This is a genomic window from Ruegeria sp. C5 (assembly GCF_056537605.1).
Map to the genome: position 1 here is coordinate 133368 of NZ_JBQFRX010000001.1, position 15344 is coordinate 148711.

Consider the following 15344-nt stretch of genomic DNA (forward strand, 5'->3'; position numbering starts at 1 on the left):
TTTAATCTCATCAAAAAATTTACCGAGGCGTATGATTTTCAAATAGATAGAGAAGGGACTGACTTATTGGCAGGTGGTTGATAGACAGATCAGGAACTGAATTACATTGAGCTCGCCGTGAGCGGGTTACATCAATTATTAGGGGGCGCGCATGCATAAACCGGTCAATTGGGGTGTTCTGGGTGCAGCCAGATTCGCACGACAACACATGGCGCCCGCCATCCATGCGGCAGAGGGCGCGCGGCTGGCGGGGTTGGCGACCTCGGATACGGCCAAGGCCGAGCCCTTTGCCAGATATTGCCCTGATTTGAATGTCTACAACAGCTATGAGGCATTGCTAGCCGATCCTGAGATTGAGGCGGTGTACATCCCGCTGCCCAACCATCTTCACGTCGAATGGAGCCTGAAGGCGCTGGATGCGGGCAAGCATGTGCTGTGCGAAAAGCCGATGACCATGCGGGCCGATGAGTTTGACGCGCTGATCGCAAAGAGGGACCAGACGGGTTTGCTGGCTGCCGAAGCATATATGATCGTGCATCACCCTCAGTGGCATCTGACCCGTAAACTGATCGCGGACGGAGTGATCGGCCGGCTGGTCCATGTCACCGGGGCGTTCAGCTATGACAACCGGGCGGACACGGGCAACATCCGCAACCGTGCGGAAACCGGTGGGGGCGGGCTGCGTGACATCGGGGTGTATGTTATCGGCAGCGCTCGGTTTGCGACTGGGCAAGAGCCGGTCTCGGTCAACGGTGCGATCCGGTGGGAAAATGACGTGGATGTCTTCACCGAGATACGCGCGCAGTTTCCCGAATTTACCTATTCCGCCTACGTCTCTACACGCATGCATCCACATCAGGAAATGGTGTTTCACGGAGAAGGTGGCATGATCCGTCTAACCGCTCCGTTCAATGCCCGTGTGTTCGGCGAGGCGCGGGTTGAACTGCACCGACCGGGCCTTGAAGTTCTGGTGCCCCGGTTTCCAGCGGACAACCACTATCAATTGCAGGTCGAAGCGTTCTGCCGATCGGTTCGCGAAGGGGTTGAATATCCCTGTTCGTTGGAATTCGTGAGGGGTACACAAGAGGTTATCGATCAGGTCTTTGACGCCGCCGTTTCGCTCTAGCTTGCCACGCCTGTGGTGTCTCGCGTATCCTGTCCCGACCGGATCAGGAGGGCTAAATGGCAGGCGGCTGGGCGCGCGATGGCGCGGTGAGTGAACAGATCGAAGCGTCGATTTCAGATGAACTGGCGCGGATGCAGGCGCAAAAGCGACCTGTGGGCGAAAGCCTGACCCATTGTGCCGAATGCGAAGAACCGATCCCCGAAAAACGCCGCCTTGCTCTGCCCGGCGTAAAGCTCTGCCTGGATTGCCAGCAAGAGCGTGACAGCAGCTTCAAATCTCGCGGCGGGATCAATCGGCGGGGTTCGAAAGACAGTCAGTTGAAATAACGCGAGGAGCACCCGGTGAAGGATCAGCCGCAGAGATCAGTACTGCAAAACGGGTTGGTTCTTGGGTTCCTAGCCGCGTTTCTATGGGGCACGCACAGCGTTATCGTGCGATATTTGACTAGTGATCTCGGCGGGTTACAGATTGCCGTGTCTCGCCTGTTCATTGCTGCTTTTGCGATTTACTGCATGTTGCGGGTGATGGGCGCACGGGTTTCAATCCAGTACAGGGATTGGAACTTCCGGCTGGCGGTGTTGTCGACGGTGGTGAACTATATCCTGTTCCACATAGGTTTGGAACATACAGGTGCTGCTAATGCGATGGTGCTTGAGAATACCGCGCCGTTCTTCGTGTTGATATTTCTGTATTTCTTCGCGGATACCACCGTTGGCCGGACTGATGTATTGGCAACCCTGCTGGCGATCCTCGGTGTGTTTCTAACCGTCTATCGGGATTTTCAAGGCGGGGGAGAACCCCTGCTGGGCGATCTGATGGAAATCGGGGCGGGACTTAGCTGGGCGGTGTTCCTGATTTCCAGCAGCCGCGCGATGCAGTCATCGGAGACCACTGCCGAAAGGTTGAACTTCCTGTTTGGCATCTTTTTGTGTTCGGGCGTTTTGCTGGTGCCACTGGCGGCTTTTTCTATTCAGATGCCGACCGCAAACGACGTGATCTTCTTGATCCTTCTGGGCGTTTTGCCGACCGCGCTTGCCTATTATCTTTGGTACGAGGCCGCCGCCCGCGTGTCGACTTTGACGGCGACGTTGCTATTCGCCGCCTCGGTTGTGTTTACCTTTGTCAACTCGGCACTGTTTCTGGGCGCAACGATCACACCGCTTTCGATTGTTGGCGCGGTATTGATTGTCACGGCCATTTTCGTGACGACGATGAAATCAGCCAAAGAGAAATGAGGCAGCCATACAGGCTGCCTTTCAACTTTAGCTTTCCATCGCTTCCAGTTCGTCAATAAATCCCGAGATCATCGACAGGCCTTTGTCCCAGAACTCGGGATCACTGGCATCCAGTCCGAACGGGGCCAGAAGCTCTTTATGGTGCTTGGAGCCACCGGCACGCAGCATTTCGAAATACTTGTCCTCGAACCCGTCCGCACCGCTTTCGTAAACCGAATAGAGCGCGTTCACCAAGCCGTCGCCAAACGCATAGGCATAGACGTAGAACGGTGAGTGGACGAAGTGCGGGATATAGGCCCAGAAGGTCTCGTACCCGTCCATGAATTCGAATGCGGGGCCAAGGCTTTCAGCCTGAACGCTCATCCAAAGGGCGTTGATGTCGTCTGGTGTCAGCTCGCCCTCACGACGGGCGGCGTGCAGTTTGCATTCGAAGTCGTAGAAGGCGATCTGGCGAACGACTGTGTTGATCATGTCCTCGACCTTACCGGCCAGAAGCACCTTGCGCTGTTCCGCTGTCTCGGCCTGATCCAGCATTTTGCGGAAGGTCAGCATTTCACCAAAGACCGAAGCAGTTTCGGCCAAGGTCAGCGGGGTCGATGAAAGCATCTCGCCCTGATCGGCGGCCAATACCTGATGCACGCCGTGGCCCAATTCATGCGCCAAGGTCATCACATCGCGCGGTTTGCCCAGATAGTTGAGCATCACGTAGGGATGAACTTCGGTCACGGTGGGATGCGCAAAGGCGCCAGGCGCTTTGCCGGGCTTCACGGCCGCATCGATCCAACCCTTCGAGAAGAAGGGAGCTGCGATCTCACCCATCCGAGGATCAAACGCGTTATAGGCGTCCATCACCGTCTTCTCGGCCTCGGACCAATCGACGATGCGGGTGTCCTCCATCGGCAACGGAGCATTACGGTCCCACACTTGCATCACGTCCAGACCAAGCCATTTGCGTTTCAGTTCGTAGTAACGATGGCTCAGCTTGGGGTAGGCGGCCACAACGGCCTCGCGCAGGGCTTCGACCACTTCGGGCTCGACATCGTTCGACAGGTGACGACCGGTCTGGGCAGATGGCATTTTGCGCCAGCGATCAACGATCTCTTTTTCTTTGGCTTGCGTGTTATGAACGCGCGCGAAGGTTTTGATATTGCTTTGGAAAACGGTGGCGAGTTCGCGCGCTGCGGCTTCACGCTTGGCGCGATCCTGCTCGGTCAGCAGGTTCAGCGTACCTTCGATATTCAGCTCTTCACCATCGACGGTGAAGGTCAGGCCCGCGATTGTTTCGTCGAATAGGCGTTCCCACGCGTCGCCGACAACGCCGAGGTCGTGCAGGAATTTTTCCAACTCATCAGACAGTTGATAGGGTTTCATCGCGCGAATGCGACGGAACACGGGCTCGTATCGCGCCAGATCGGCATTGGCGGCAAAATGAGCAGCCAGCGCGTCATCGTCGATGCGATTCAGTTCCAGCGTGAAGAACACCAGAGGCGTGGTGAAGACGGTGATCTTCTCCTGCATGTCAGACAGGAACTTGGCGCGATCCGCGTCGGTGGTCAGTTGGTAATAGCGTAATCCGGCAAAGGACATGATCCGCCCGGCGATGGCGTTGATCTTTTCGTTGCGCAGCACGCAGGTCAGTAGGCCAGCTGCGTCCAATTCGGCCAGCTTACCCTCATAATCTGTGGCAAAGGACGCACATTCGCCTTCCAGCCAGTCCAGATCGCGGGCCAGTTCGGGTGCATCTTCCGAGGCATAGAGGTCCGTCAGATCCCATTCCGGCAAATTGCCCAGATCATCGGTACCGCCGCCTGCATTTGCGTCACGGACGGGAAAGGGAAGGTCGCGCATGGAACACCTCGAATAAACTGCGTTGGCAAACATTTAGGCGCGGCACGTCCGGATCACAAGCAAGCTGTCTGGTCAAACCTTAATGACAGGGCTCGGGTTTTGGTTTGGCCGCGGCTGCCGCGAAATGTGCAGCAAGTTGATCAAAGACCGGCCCGCGCACCTCGGGTGCCTCCATCAGAACTTCGTGTTCGCCGTCGGGGATCTCGACCAGAGTACCGCTAGGCCAGTTGGCCATACGTGCCCGAATGGCCTTGCGGTCTACGATCTGTTCATGGCTACCCAAGAAGGTCAGGGCAGGGATCTCGGGCGCGGTCTGCTCCATCAGCCAGGTGCATTCATCCAGCGCCTCGCGCAGCCAGATGGTAGACGGTGCGCCCAAAGCAAGTTCAGGGTGTGCGGCCAACTGATCCTGCATCATTCGGTACATCGCCGGATCGCGTGTCAGCACGTTTCCTTCGAAGGGCTGTGAGGCCACATAGCTCTCCAGCGTGGTGGTGGGCGGTGTTTTCTCGCCCAAGCCCAAGCGTGGCCCCCAATAGGCAGTTAGCTGGCTGAGCGGCTTCATGATTGGTGTAAAGAAAATCCCCCACATCGGGCCCGTAAAGGCGCAGGCCGCAAAATCAGCCCCCTCCAGAACGGCGCGAAGCCCGATAGCCCCGCCCATGGAATGGCCTATGACGTACCAGGGCTTGGGCAACTCCAGTTTTTCGGCCAGTTTCAGTATTGAGCGAACGTCGTGCTGGTAATCGGTGAATTGTTCGATATGACCGATCCGCGGATCATCCAGCAGGCGATCTGCAAGCCCTTGCCCGCGCCAATCGACCGCGAGGCTTGCAAAGCCCCGGTTCACAAATTCCTTGGCGGTATCACCATATTTTTCGATGTATTCCGTGCGACCGGGGAACAGCATCACCGTGCCGTGCGTATCGCCTCCGGGCAGCCAATGTGCCACGCGGATACGTTTGCGATCTTCGGTGATCAGCCAATGCACCGCACCATCGGCAGGGCCGCCGGCCACGTCTTCGAATAAGGGGGCCGGCGAAAACTCCATCAGGCCAGCACCGAGGCGAGTTTCATGGCGATACCCATGTCTCCGTCAACGCTCAGCTTGCCGGACATAAACGCGCCGGTTGGGTTCAGGTCGCCGCTGAGGATCTGTTCAAAGGTGTCCGCATCGGCGCTGAGGGTCACATCAGCATCTTCGTCGCTTACCCGCGCACCGCTTGCATCCAGAATGATAGAACCCAGATCGGCAATGGCAAATTTGGCTGACGCATCGAAATCGCCGCCCGACAGTTTCTCATTCAATGCCGCCGCGGCTTTTTCCAGAATATCGCTCATGGTCTTCCTCATATTGTTCATGCGCCGTGAATGGACATCCCCGGTCGCTACGCTACACTGACCATTGTTATGGGTATTGCAATCACCAATCTCAAACGTACCGTCGCGGCACTTGCCGTCATAGTCACGTTTTCCACCAGTTGCATCGCGCAGCAGGCGGATTCGCGGGACGAGGCATCACTGTTGCAGCAACTGGCGCAATCGACGCCCGAACAGGCCATCGGATTGGATCGGCAATTGCAGGCGCTGTGGTCACAATCAGGTTCGGCTTCGGCGGATTTGCTGTTGGAACGCGGACGCGAAGCGCTGGATGACGGGGATGTCGAGGCCGCGCTTGATCATTTGACGGCGCTTACCGATCACGCACCCGAATTTGCCGAGGGTTGGCATGTGCGCGCTTCGGTTTTCTTCGGCATTGACAGGTTTGGCATGGCTGCGGCGGATCTTGAACAGGCATTGACGCTGAATCCGAACAACTACGACGCTATCTACGGCCTTGGCCTCATCTTTGAGATCGTGGGCAAGCCAGAACAAGCACTTGAGGCCTATTCACGTGCGCTGGCTATACATCCCCATCATGAAGAAGTAACCAATGCCGTGAATCGGCTGAAGCCTCAGGTTGAAGGCAAGGCGCTGTAAGTCTCAGGGCGCAGGGGGCAAAGGTGAGCGGGTCATCCCGGGTAGTGGCCGTACTTGGCCCGACGAACACAGGTAAAACTCACTACGCGATTGAACGTATGCTGGGGTACCGGACCGGTGTCATCGGTCTGCCGCTGCGGCTGCTCGCGCGCGAAGTCTATGACAAGATTGTCGCTATTCGCGGTCCGTCTGTTGTGGCGCTGGTGACAGGCGAGGAACGGATCGTACCGCCGCGCACCCAATACTGGGTCTGTACAGTTGAGGCGATGCCAGAAGGCATGGGCACTGATTTTGTGGCGATTGACGAAATTCAGCTTTGCGCGGATCCCGAGCGCGGCCATGTCTTTACTGACCGCCTGTTGCGGTCGCGCGGCACCAATGAAACGCTGTTTCTCGGCTCTGACACCATGCGCGGCCCCATCGCGGCCCTTGTGCCCGAAGCGCAGTTCATCCGGCGTGAACGGATGTCTCAGCTGGTCTATTCCGGTTCGAAAAAGATCAGCCGAATGCCTGCGCGCAGTGCGATCGTCGGGTTCTCGGTCGACAATGTCTATGCCATCGCCGAGCTGCTTCGTCGCCAAAAGGGCGGGGCGGCGGTCGTCATGGGGGCGCTCAGCCCTCGCACGCGGAATGCGCAGGTTGACCTCTATCAAAACGGTGAGGTTGATTATCTGGTGGCTACGGATGCCATCGGTATGGGGTTGAACCTGGATGTGAACCATGTGGCGTTCTCATCTCTGACCAAGTTTGATGGCCGCCGAATGCGGCCTCTGGCCCCCAACGAGTTGGCCCAGATTGCAGGACGGGCCGGGCGCGGCATGTCGGATGGCACGTTTGGTGTGACGGGCGAGGCTCCGCCGCTGGATGAGGGCGTAGCCCAAGCCATTATGGACAGCCGGTTCACGCCTATGAAAAAGTTGAATTGGCGGAATGCCGCTTTGCGGTTCGGCTCAATCGACGCACTAATCGACTCGCTTGAGGTCAGCCCAGACAATGAGCACCTGATCAAAGCGCGGCCAGCTGACGATCTGAACGTCCTGAAATCTCTGTCCCAAGTCACCGAAGTCGTTGCCCGTGCCAGCGATGGACCGTCGATCCGTTTGCTATGGGATGTGTGCAGAATCCCCGATTTTCGCGGCATCAGCCATGCCGAACATGCCAGCCTGCTTGAGGTGATCTATGGCCACCTGCATGAGCGCGGAAGTATACCCGATGATTTCATGGCGCGGCAAATCCGCGGTATCGACCAAACCCATGGCGACATTGATGCATTGTCCAAAAGGTTGGCATATATTCGCACTTGGACATATGTTGCGCAACGAAATGGTTGGGTGCGTGACGAATCCCATTGGCGCGAGGAAACGCGCACTGTAGAAGACAGGCTGTCGGACGCTCTTCACGACCGTTTGACTCAGCGATTTGTGGACCGGCGCACGTCAGTGTTGCTGCGCCGGCTCAAACAGAAGGAGGCCCTTTTGGCCGAAGTAAATGACAAGGGTGAAGTGACCGTCGAAGGCGAATTCGTCGGTCGTCTGGAAGGGTTCCGGTTTACCCCGGACAAAAGCGCGCAGGGGACTGAAGCGAAAGCCTTGAAGTCAGCCTCTCTGCAAGCACTCGCGCCGCAATTCCATCTGCGTGCCGATCGCTTCTACAATGCGCCCGATACCGAAATTGATTTCACCGATCAGGGTGGCCTGATGTGGGGCGAGTATGCCGTGGGCAAACTTGTTGCCGGTGCCGAGCCTCTCAAGCCTGTGGTCGAGGTTTTTGTCGATGAGGCCGCCGGGCCGGACGTGGAACAGAAGGTTCAGCGCCGCCTGCAGCATTTCATCGACCGCAAAGTGGCAGCCCTGTTCGAGCCGCTGCTGAACCTGTCGCGGGATGAGGAGCTGAGCGGTCTGGCCAAAGGTTTTGCCTTCCGCATGGTCGAGGCGCTGGGCGTTCTGCCGCGCGCGCAGGTCGCGCAAGAGGTCAAGGATCTGGATCAGGATGCCCGTGGTGCACTGCGTAAACATGGCATCCGGTTCGGTCAATTCACCATCTTCATGCCGCTGCTGCTGAAACCCGCGCCAACGCGCCTGCGTCTGGTACTTTGGGCATTGTCCGGTGGCTTGCAGGAGTTCCCCGAAGCACCACCTCCGGGTCTGGTTACCGTTCCGGTCGCCAAGGACGCGCCGCAGGGCTATGACACCATGTGCGGCTACCGCGATGCGGGCGAACGCTCAATCCGGATCGATATGCTGGAACGGCTGGCCGACATGCTGCGGTCCGAGGATAGCCGCGGTGGGTTCGAAGCCAAACCCGACATGTTGTCGATTACCGGCATGACCTTGGAACAGTTTGCAGACCTGATGCAGGGACTGGGTTACAAGGCCGAACGCGACGAACGTGAGAAGGCCAAACCGGTCCCCACGGAGCAGCCTGTGACGGAAGCTGAGGAACAACCCGTCATCGATGAGACACCGACCGCAAATGCCGAAGCGGATGACGTCGGTATAACCGCCGAGGCGTCAGCCGAAGCCTCCGAAAGCACCGAGGCGGCAACCGAGGCTCCGGCCACTGAGAAATCAGCAGAGTCCAAATTGGATGAGCCCGAAATTGAGGTGTTCTACACCTTCACTTGGGGGCGCCAACGTCAGCAAAACCGTGGTCCGCGTCGCGAGCAGGGGCAGGGCAAGGGCAAGCCGCGTGGTAAACCTCAGGGCAAGCCGCATGGCAAGAAGGGGGGCAAGCCTCAGGGCGCCAAGACCTTCTCGTCACGGCCACCCAAAAAGGAAAAGGCAATCGATCCCGATAACCCATTTGCGGCAGCGTTGATGGGTCTGAAGGACGGCAACTGATCCGCGATGGCCGAGGCCAAGCTGCGGATCGACAAATGGTTGTGGCAGGCGCGGTTCTTCAAGACCCGTAGCCTGGCCGCCAAACAGGTCAGCGGCGGCCATGTGCGTCTGAACGGAAATCGGGTGCTGAAACCGGCGCAAGCCGTGGCACCCGGAGATGTCCTGACCTTTCCGCAGGGGCGTATTGTTCGGGTTGTACGTATCGAAGCGCTTGGCGTGCGTCGCGGCCCGGCCCCCGAGGCGCAAGCTTTGTACTTTGATATGACCGAAAAGCAGGACGTATCGCCCAAGAATCCTGCGTTTGAGGGAAAAGGTCGTCCAACCAAGAAAGAAAGACGCGCGCTTGATCTTTCTCGCATCCCAAAGGGGTGATCTGACCTTGAAGCGGCGGTCAGACTGGATTAGCTAGTCGCCAAAGCGCAAACGGGAAATCCAACATGACCTACGTTGTCACCGAAAACTGCATTGGCTGCAAATACACCGACTGTGTCGAGGTTTGTCCGGTGGATTGTTTCTACGAAGGTGAAAACACATTGGTCATTCACCCCGACGAATGCATTGACTGCGGTGTCTGCGAACCCGAATGCCCCGCCGACGCCATCCGCCCGGACACCGAGCCGGGGATGGAGCAGTGGGTCGAGTTCAACCGGAAATACTCGGAAATGTGGCCGGTGATCGTGACCAAAAAAGACCCCTTGCCCGGGGCCGAGGAACGCGACGGCGAAGAAGGCAAGATGGAGAAATATTTCTCGGAAGCCCCCGGCGAGGGCGGTTGACCGATTCGGCAGCCGGTTACCGTTCATTTGGCATCAATCTGTGCATTAATTGGTTGAGGTAGAAAGGGAATTTCCCATTTACCTTGGCGCGGTCTTTTGAGTGTCGCAAATTTGTGATATACTAGGGACCGAATGATGACTGTGATTGGGATGTGCTCCGTAAGTATGCTCGCTTTGGAGTTCTGAATTTATGACAAATAAGCCGCCTGACGGGGCCATGCAGGGCCTCGGCTGTGGTGCTTTTGTCGTCTCATATCCCGATCAGAAATGAAGGATGAATATGAATGTCGAAATCGAAAAAGCTTGAGTTCCGCCCGAACGATTATGTCGTCTACCCGGCTCATGGCGTAGGTCAGATCGTATCAATCGAAGAGCAGGAAGTTGCAGGCTTCTCGCTTGAGCTGTTCGTGATTTCTTTTGAAAAAGACAAAATGACCCTGCGCGTGCCGACTAACAAGGTCACTGAATCGGGGCTTCGGTCGCTCAGCTCACCGGATGTGATCAGCCAGGCAATGAAGACGCTGAAGGGCAAAGCCAAGGTCAAGCGTGCCATGTGGTCGCGCCGGGCGCAGGAATACGAGCAAAAGATCAACTCGGGTGACTTGATCTCGATCGCCGAAGTGGTCCGCGACCTGCACCGCACCGACGACCAGCGCGAGCAGAGTTATTCCGAGCGTCAGCTTTACGAAGCCGCGCTGGAACGTCTGACACGCGAAGTGGCCGCAGTTTCTGGCGCCGATGAGATTTCGGCTGCCAAACAGGTCGATGAGGTTCTGACCTCACGCGCAGCCTGATCGCGTTCAAGCCAATTTAAGGGTCGTCCCGATATCCGGGGCGGCCCTTTTTCGTGACTAGGCGCTTGGTCTTGTGGTGCGTGTCGGGTATTTTTCTGTAACTGCAGGAAGATACGGGGACATGATGAAGCAAACTGTCAAGTTTCTCTACATCAGCCACGAGCCGGTCTCGGTCTGGTTTCGCTATGGGCTGATCCTGTTCGATATCGCCTCGATCATCTTTTTTGTCTCCACGGCGAATATCCCGCACGGGCCTGGGCTGACGGCGGCAAGTCTGGGTGTTGGGCTGATCATCCTAATGGATTTCTGCGCTCGGATGTGGATTTCCAAAGACCGCTGGAAACTGCTGCGCCAGATTTACACGATGGCAGACATCGTTGTGATCGTGTCGCTGCTGCTTGACCCGTTCCTGACCGGCAATCTCGCGTTCCTTCGGATATTGCGCGCGTTGCGGCTGATCCATTCCTATCATCTGCTGCGGGATTTGCGCCGAGATAGTCCTTTCTTCCGAACCCACGAGGACGCGGTGATTGCGGCGATCAATCTGATGGTCTTTGTTTTTGCAACCTCGACTGCAGTACTGGTCTTTTTCGTCCCCGAAGATGCGCAGACCCCCTATATCGACGCACTTTATTTCACTATGGCGACCCTGACGACAACGGGGTTCGGAGATATCACGCTGGGCACACCAGCGGGAAAGCTGTTTTCCGTTTTCATCATGGTTGTTGGCGTGGCGTTGTTTGTCCGTCTGGCGCAGGCGATCTTCATGCCGCAGAAAGTGCGCTACAAATGCCCAAGCTGCGGCCTGTTCCGGCACGATCCGGATGCTGTGCATTGCAAACACTGTGGCGCGACGCTGCGCATTGAAACCGGTGGGGCGTCTTAGATTGAGGCTGTTAGCGCCAGGAGGAAGATGATTTCCGAGACCTGCTGCGTGGCCCCCAGAATATCACCGGTTTGGCCACCGATCTTGGTCTTGGCGATGCGAGCGACAAAAGCCGCTGCAAGCAGGGCGCAGAGCATCGGCGTGATGGCTGATCCACCCAGCAGCAATAGCGACAGGACGATAGCCAACACGATACCGGCCAGCACCGCAGACAAGGGGGGCGCACCAACCGAATGGCTCAGCCCCGATTTGCGAGCGTTGGGTAGCGCGCGCATCAGCACCGGCATCATGGCGCGTGAGAACAGGCAGGCGGCCAATATGCCCGTCAACAGACCCGCACCGATCACTGCCATGACAGCAGCAACTCGAAGCAGTTGGCCCAGCAACAGGGCCAGTACGCCGTAAGTACCGATATGGCTGTCCTTCATGATCTCCAGTCGACGTTCGGTTGTGAAGCCGCCCCAAAGCCCGTCGGCCGTATCGGCTAGCCCGTCTTCGTGCATCGCTCCGGTTGCGATGATCAACGTGGCGACCAGCAGGGCGGCGGTGGCAAGGGTTGGCAGCTGCGCCCAGATTGCAATCCAGGCGACGCCGCAAGCCAGCGCCCCCACAACAAGCCCGGCAAGGGGATAGGCCCAAGCCGCACGCGACTGGCGGGTGAACGCTTGATCGGGCAGGGGTGGCAGGGGCAGGCGCGTCAAAAGGACCAGAGCCAGCGGGATATCCCACAGGGAAAACGGGGCGGTGTCGTTTTTGGTCACTCCCAGGCCTTTCCGGGTCTTGTTGCTTTGCCAGCATTGGTTAAACACACACAACCACTCTGATGCAACGAGGCTTTCCATGCTGCCCGAACTCAATGACTTGAACAGTTTCCGCAATGCGCTGACCGGCGCACCCGGTCCGGACACCGCTGCCAAGCAGGGCGCGGAAGAGCGCAACGGTCAACTAACCAAACCGCCCGGCGCGTTGGGGCGGCTTGAGGATCTGGCGATCTGGTATGCAGGTTGGCGCGGGGATGCGCGGCCTCAGATCGATGCGCCGCAGGTCATCGTGTTTGCGGGCAACCATGGCGTAACTGCTCAAGGTGTCTCGGCGTTCCCGCCCGAAGTGACGGTGCAGATGGTCATGAATTTCGAACATGGCGGCGCGGCGATCAACCAGTTGGCAAAGGCTGCGGGCGCGAAGATGGACGTGCACGCGCTGGAGCTGGACCGTCCGACCGCAGATTTTACCCAAGCCCCCGCGATGAGCGAAGAGGAATTTCTAAGCGCACTGCGCACAGGATGGCAGGCGGTTGATCCGCAGGCCGATCTGCTGGTTGTTGGAGAGATGGGGATCGGAAATACCACGCCGGCTGCAGCCATCGCTTGCGCGCTGTTTGGCGGGGATGCTGCCGACTGGACTGGCCGCGGGACCGGTGTGGATGATGCAGGTCTGGCGAACAAAACCCGGGTTGTTGCGGAAGGCGTCGCTCTGCACGGTCAGGGCGATGGGCTGCATATTCTAAGGTGCCTCGGCGGACGCGAGATTGCGGCTATGGCTGGTGCGATAGCCGCCGCGCGCGTATTGCGGATACCGGTTATTCTGGATGGATTCATCTGCACCGCAGCTGCGGCCTGTCTGGCGCAGATTTCGGAAACAGCGCTGGATCACACTGTCGCTGGCCACCAAAGTGCAGAGGGCGCACATGCCGCGATGCTGGACAAGCTGGGCAAAGAGCCGTTGCTGAGCCTAGGTTTGCGCTTGGGCGAGGGCTCGGGCGGGGCGTTGGCGATCAACATTCTGAAAAGCGCGGTTGCTTGCCATTCCGGCATGGCGACATTCGCTGAAGCGGGTGTGTCGGACGCCTAAGGCAGGGGCAGGGGGCGCTGCCCCCTTCGTAGCTGGCTAAAAATTACCCGAAATATTTTGGAACAGACGAACGCGGAGGAGGTTGCTTGCCTGTTGCGGGGCAAAGCCGTCGGAATGGCGGGTCAGGCAGATTTCTTGGCATGTTCTTCGGCCAATTCCAGCAGGGCGGTTTCAAGATCCTTTTCCAGTTGCCGCGCACGCTCGATGTATTTCTTGTTTTCGGCTGTCGGCATGCCGGGGATCCACAGTTCTGCAAGCTCGCGCACCGATCCCCGGTCGTGGTGATAGAAGGTCTGCTCGGCCTGTGCGGCCTCGTATTCACTGAGGCCGATATTCTCCAAAACATAGCGGCCCGCGCGTAGCGATCCGTCGAACATCTCGCGGACAATGTCGTTGGCCCCGGCCTGATACAGTTCATAGACATGGTTGCGGTCGCGGGCGCGGGCGATGATGTGCAGATCGGGCCGCTGGCGGCGGGCATATCCGACGAGACGGGTGACCTGTTTGTAGTCATCCATGGCCGCGACAAGGACCGCTGCCTTTTCGATTCCAGCAGCGCGCAGCAATTCGGGGCGAGTGGGGTCGCCAAGGAAGCCTTTGACACCGAACCGTCGCATCAGCTGGATCGTTTCGATATCGTGGTCCAGAACAACTGTTTTAAACCCACTTGCCTGTACCAGCCGGTTGACGATCTGCCCGAAGCGACCGATCCCGGCGATGATGACAGGGCCTTTTTCGTCGATCTGATCGGGTTCAACCTGCGGATTGCTCTCGCCGAGAAAGCGCGAAAGTACGTCGTAGACGATAAACAGAAGCGGTGTGATCAACATGGTCAGCGCGATGATCATCAACAGTTTTTGCGACAAGCCCGGCGGAATCACGTTCTGCTGCGTAGAAAACGCCAACAAGACAAAGCCGAATTCGCCGGCCTGGGCCAAACCCAGCGTGAACAGCCAGTGATCGCGCCCGCGCAGCTTGAAGGCGCGCCCGACGATGAACAGGATGATCCCCTTGGCCAGTATGACCAGCAAGGCCAAACCGATCAGGTCAAACGGGTCGGCGAAGAAATACCCGATATCGATCCCAGCGCCCACGGTGATGAAGAACAGGCCCAGCAACAGCCCCTTGAACGGCTCAAGGTCGCTTTCCATTTCGTGTCGGAACTCCGAACTGGCCAGAACCACTCCGGCCAGAAACGCGCCAAGAGCGGGCGACAGGCCCACAAGGGTCATCAGGAACGAGATGCCGACCACGATCATTAGCGCCAGTGCCGTATACATTTCGCGCAGGTGGGTGGCGTGGATGAAACGGAACAGTGGGCGGGTCAGGTAGATGCCGGCCAATACGACAAACGCGACGGCGCCAATGGTGACAAGCGTAACGGCCCAGCCGGGCAGACCTTCGACCAGCGAGAGTTTGGCGTGATAATCCGCGTCTTTGGCTATGCCTACGCCGCGGCTGATGGAGCCGTCATCTTCGATGTGGATGCTTGCGGGCAGGGCAAGCAGCGGCAGGAAAGCTAGGATCGGGATTACGGCAATGTCCTGCGTCAGCAGGACCGAGAAGGTCGCTCGACCTCCGTTGGTTTGCATCAGGCCCTTTTCGGACAGGGTCTGCAGCACGATTGCAGTGGAAGAAAGTGACAAGGTTAATCCAACCGCCAGCGCCACCGACCATTGATGACCCGCATAGAACGCCACAGCTGCGATTGCGGCGGTCGACAGGCCGACCTGCAACCCGCCCAAGCCTAACAATTTGTCCCGCATATCCCACAAGGCACGGGGCTCAAGCTCGAGCCCGATCAGGAACAGCATCATCACGACGCCGAATTCGGCCACATGCTGCAGGCTTTCCGTCTCGGCCCCGACAAGGCCCAAAATGGGACCAATCGCGATGCCTGCGGCCAGATAACCCAGCACCGATCCCAGACCCAGACGGGCGGAAAGCGGCACCGCGATCACCGCAGCTGCCAGATAGATCGATGCCTGATAAAGGAACTCGTTCATTA

At 58.1% G+C, this 15344-nt stretch carries 15 protein-coding genes; 10 read left to right on the plus strand and 5 right to left on the minus strand.

All coding sequences use genetic code 11. The features are described 5' to 3' along the window. The first annotated feature begins 151 nt into the window (after positions 1-151). Genes ACR0AW_RS00715 through ACR0AW_RS00725 form a run of 3 tightly spaced genes read left to right on the plus strand, consistent with a single transcriptional unit; the run spans position 152 to position 2361 of the window. A complete protein-coding gene (locus ACR0AW_RS00715) occupies positions 152-1126 on the plus strand; it encodes a Gfo/Idh/MocA family protein (RefSeq protein ID WP_170731899.1) in 975 nt (324 codons plus the stop codon). Positions 1127-1182: 56 nt separating this feature from the next. Then, the gene (locus ACR0AW_RS00720; RefSeq protein WP_170393417.1) at positions 1183-1452 is read left to right on the plus strand and encodes a DksA/TraR family C4-type zinc finger protein; all 270 of its coding nucleotides are present in this window, start codon (positions 1183-1185) and stop codon (positions 1450-1452) included. Between the two features lie 15 nt (positions 1453-1467). Next, a complete protein-coding gene (locus ACR0AW_RS00725; RefSeq protein WP_170393415.1) occupies positions 1468-2361 on the plus strand; it encodes a DMT family transporter in 894 nt (297 codons plus the stop codon). A gap of 27 nt (positions 2362-2388) precedes the next feature. On the opposite strand, the gene ACR0AW_RS00730 is transcribed toward ACR0AW_RS00725, so the two are convergent. The 3 genes from ACR0AW_RS00730 to ACR0AW_RS00740 form a co-directional block, all read right to left on the minus strand. After that, entirely contained in the window at positions 2389-4209 is a 1821-nt protein-coding gene (locus ACR0AW_RS00730) for a M3 family oligoendopeptidase (RefSeq protein WP_170731900.1), read from the minus strand. A 79-nt stretch (positions 4210-4288) separates the two neighbouring features. Next, positions 4289-5260: an alpha/beta hydrolase gene (locus ACR0AW_RS00735; RefSeq protein WP_170731901.1), complete on the minus strand. Its 972-nt coding sequence runs from the start codon at positions 5258-5260 to the stop codon at positions 4289-4291. After that, positions 5260-5550, minus strand: a complete 291-nt coding sequence (locus ACR0AW_RS00740; protein ID WP_170393409.1) for an SCP2 sterol-binding domain-containing protein — start codon at positions 5548-5550, stop codon at positions 5260-5262. The genes ACR0AW_RS00735 and ACR0AW_RS00740 overlap by 1 nt, the downstream gene beginning before the upstream one ends. A gap of 30 nt (positions 5551-5580) precedes the next feature. Here ACR0AW_RS00740 and ACR0AW_RS00745 point away from each other — a divergent pair, with 30 nt between their 5' ends. The 6 genes from ACR0AW_RS00745 to ACR0AW_RS00770 all read left to right on the plus strand — a co-directional run bounded on the left by ACR0AW_RS00745 (position 5581) and on the right by ACR0AW_RS00770 (position 11485). Next, positions 5581-6189, plus strand: a complete 609-nt coding sequence (locus tag ACR0AW_RS00745) for a tetratricopeptide repeat protein (protein WP_170405089.1) — start codon at positions 5581-5583, stop codon at positions 6187-6189. A gap of 23 nt (positions 6190-6212) precedes the next feature. Then, on the plus strand, positions 6213-9029 hold the full coding sequence (locus ACR0AW_RS00750) for a helicase-related protein (protein ID WP_170731902.1): 2817 nt from the start codon (positions 6213-6215) through the stop codon (positions 9027-9029). A gap of 6 nt (positions 9030-9035) precedes the next feature. Beyond that, entirely contained in the window at positions 9036-9401 is a 366-nt protein-coding gene (locus ACR0AW_RS00755; protein ID WP_170393403.1) for an RNA-binding S4 domain-containing protein, read from the plus strand. 65 nt (positions 9402-9466) lie between these two features. Then, on the plus strand, positions 9467-9805 hold the full coding sequence (fdxA, locus tag ACR0AW_RS00760; protein ID WP_170731904.1) for a ferredoxin FdxA: 339 nt from the start codon (positions 9467-9469) through the stop codon (positions 9803-9805). A 284-nt stretch (positions 9806-10089) separates the two neighbouring features. Continuing rightward, entirely contained in the window at positions 10090-10599 is a 510-nt protein-coding gene (locus ACR0AW_RS00765; RefSeq protein WP_010439402.1) for a CarD family transcriptional regulator, read from the plus strand. 124 nt (positions 10600-10723) lie between these two features. Continuing rightward, positions 10724-11485: an ion channel gene (locus ACR0AW_RS00770; protein WP_170406404.1), complete on the plus strand. Its 762-nt coding sequence runs from the start codon at positions 10724-10726 to the stop codon at positions 11483-11485. Here ACR0AW_RS00770 and cobS read toward each other — a convergent pair. Beyond that, on the minus strand, positions 11482-12246 hold the full coding sequence (gene cobS, locus ACR0AW_RS00775) for an adenosylcobinamide-GDP ribazoletransferase (protein WP_480438446.1): 765 nt from the start codon (positions 12244-12246) through the stop codon (positions 11482-11484). The genes ACR0AW_RS00770 and cobS overlap by 4 nt on opposite strands. A 79-nt stretch (positions 12247-12325) precedes the next feature. On the opposite strand from cobS, the gene cobT reads away from it, so the two are divergent. After that, complete coding sequence (gene cobT, locus ACR0AW_RS00780) at positions 12326-13336, plus strand: nicotinate-nucleotide--dimethylbenzimidazole phosphoribosyltransferase (RefSeq protein ID WP_170731907.1); 1011 nt, start codon at positions 12326-12328, stop codon at positions 13334-13336. A 122-nt stretch (positions 13337-13458) separates the two neighbouring features. On the opposite strand, the gene ACR0AW_RS00785 is transcribed toward cobT, so the two are convergent. Continuing rightward, positions 13459-15342, minus strand: a complete 1884-nt coding sequence (locus ACR0AW_RS00785; protein ID WP_170393396.1) for a monovalent cation:proton antiporter-2 (CPA2) family protein — start codon at positions 15340-15342, stop codon at positions 13459-13461. Positions 15343-15344: the final 2 nt, after the last annotated feature.

Coding starts and splice junctions, on each gene's coding strand:
- cobT (WP_170731907.1), top strand. CDS start 12,326: ATGCTGCCCGAACTCAATGACTTGAACAGTTTCCGCAATGCGCTGACC.
- ACR0AW_RS00785 (WP_170393396.1), bottom strand. CDS start 15,342: ATGAACGAGTTCCTTTATCAGGCATCGATCTATCTGGCAGCTGCGGTG.
- ACR0AW_RS00735 (WP_170731901.1), bottom strand. CDS start 5,260: ATGGAGTTTTCGCCGGCCCCCTTATTCGAAGACGTGGCCGGCGGCCCT.
- ACR0AW_RS00730 (WP_170731900.1), bottom strand. CDS start 4,209: ATGCGCGACCTTCCCTTTCCCGTCCGTGACGCAAATGCAGGCGGCGGT.
- ACR0AW_RS00770 (WP_170406404.1), top strand. CDS start 10,724: ATGAAGCAAACTGTCAAGTTTCTCTACATCAGCCACGAGCCGGTCTCG.
- ACR0AW_RS00715 (WP_170731899.1), top strand. CDS start 152: ATGCATAAACCGGTCAATTGGGGTGTTCTGGGTGCAGCCAGATTCGCA.
- ACR0AW_RS00765 (WP_010439402.1), top strand. CDS start 10,090: ATGTCGAAATCGAAAAAGCTTGAGTTCCGCCCGAACGATTATGTCGTC.
- fdxA (WP_170731904.1), top strand. CDS start 9,467: ATGACCTACGTTGTCACCGAAAACTGCATTGGCTGCAAATACACCGAC.
- ACR0AW_RS00745 (WP_170405089.1), top strand. CDS start 5,581: ATGGACATCCCCGGTCGCTACGCTACACTGACCATTGTTATGGGTATT.
- ACR0AW_RS00720 (WP_170393417.1), top strand. CDS start 1,183: ATGGCAGGCGGCTGGGCGCGCGATGGCGCGGTGAGTGAACAGATCGAA.
- ACR0AW_RS00740 (WP_170393409.1), bottom strand. CDS start 5,550: ATGAGCGATATTCTGGAAAAAGCCGCGGCGGCATTGAATGAGAAACTG.
- ACR0AW_RS00755 (WP_170393403.1), top strand. CDS start 9,036: ATGGCCGAGGCCAAGCTGCGGATCGACAAATGGTTGTGGCAGGCGCGG.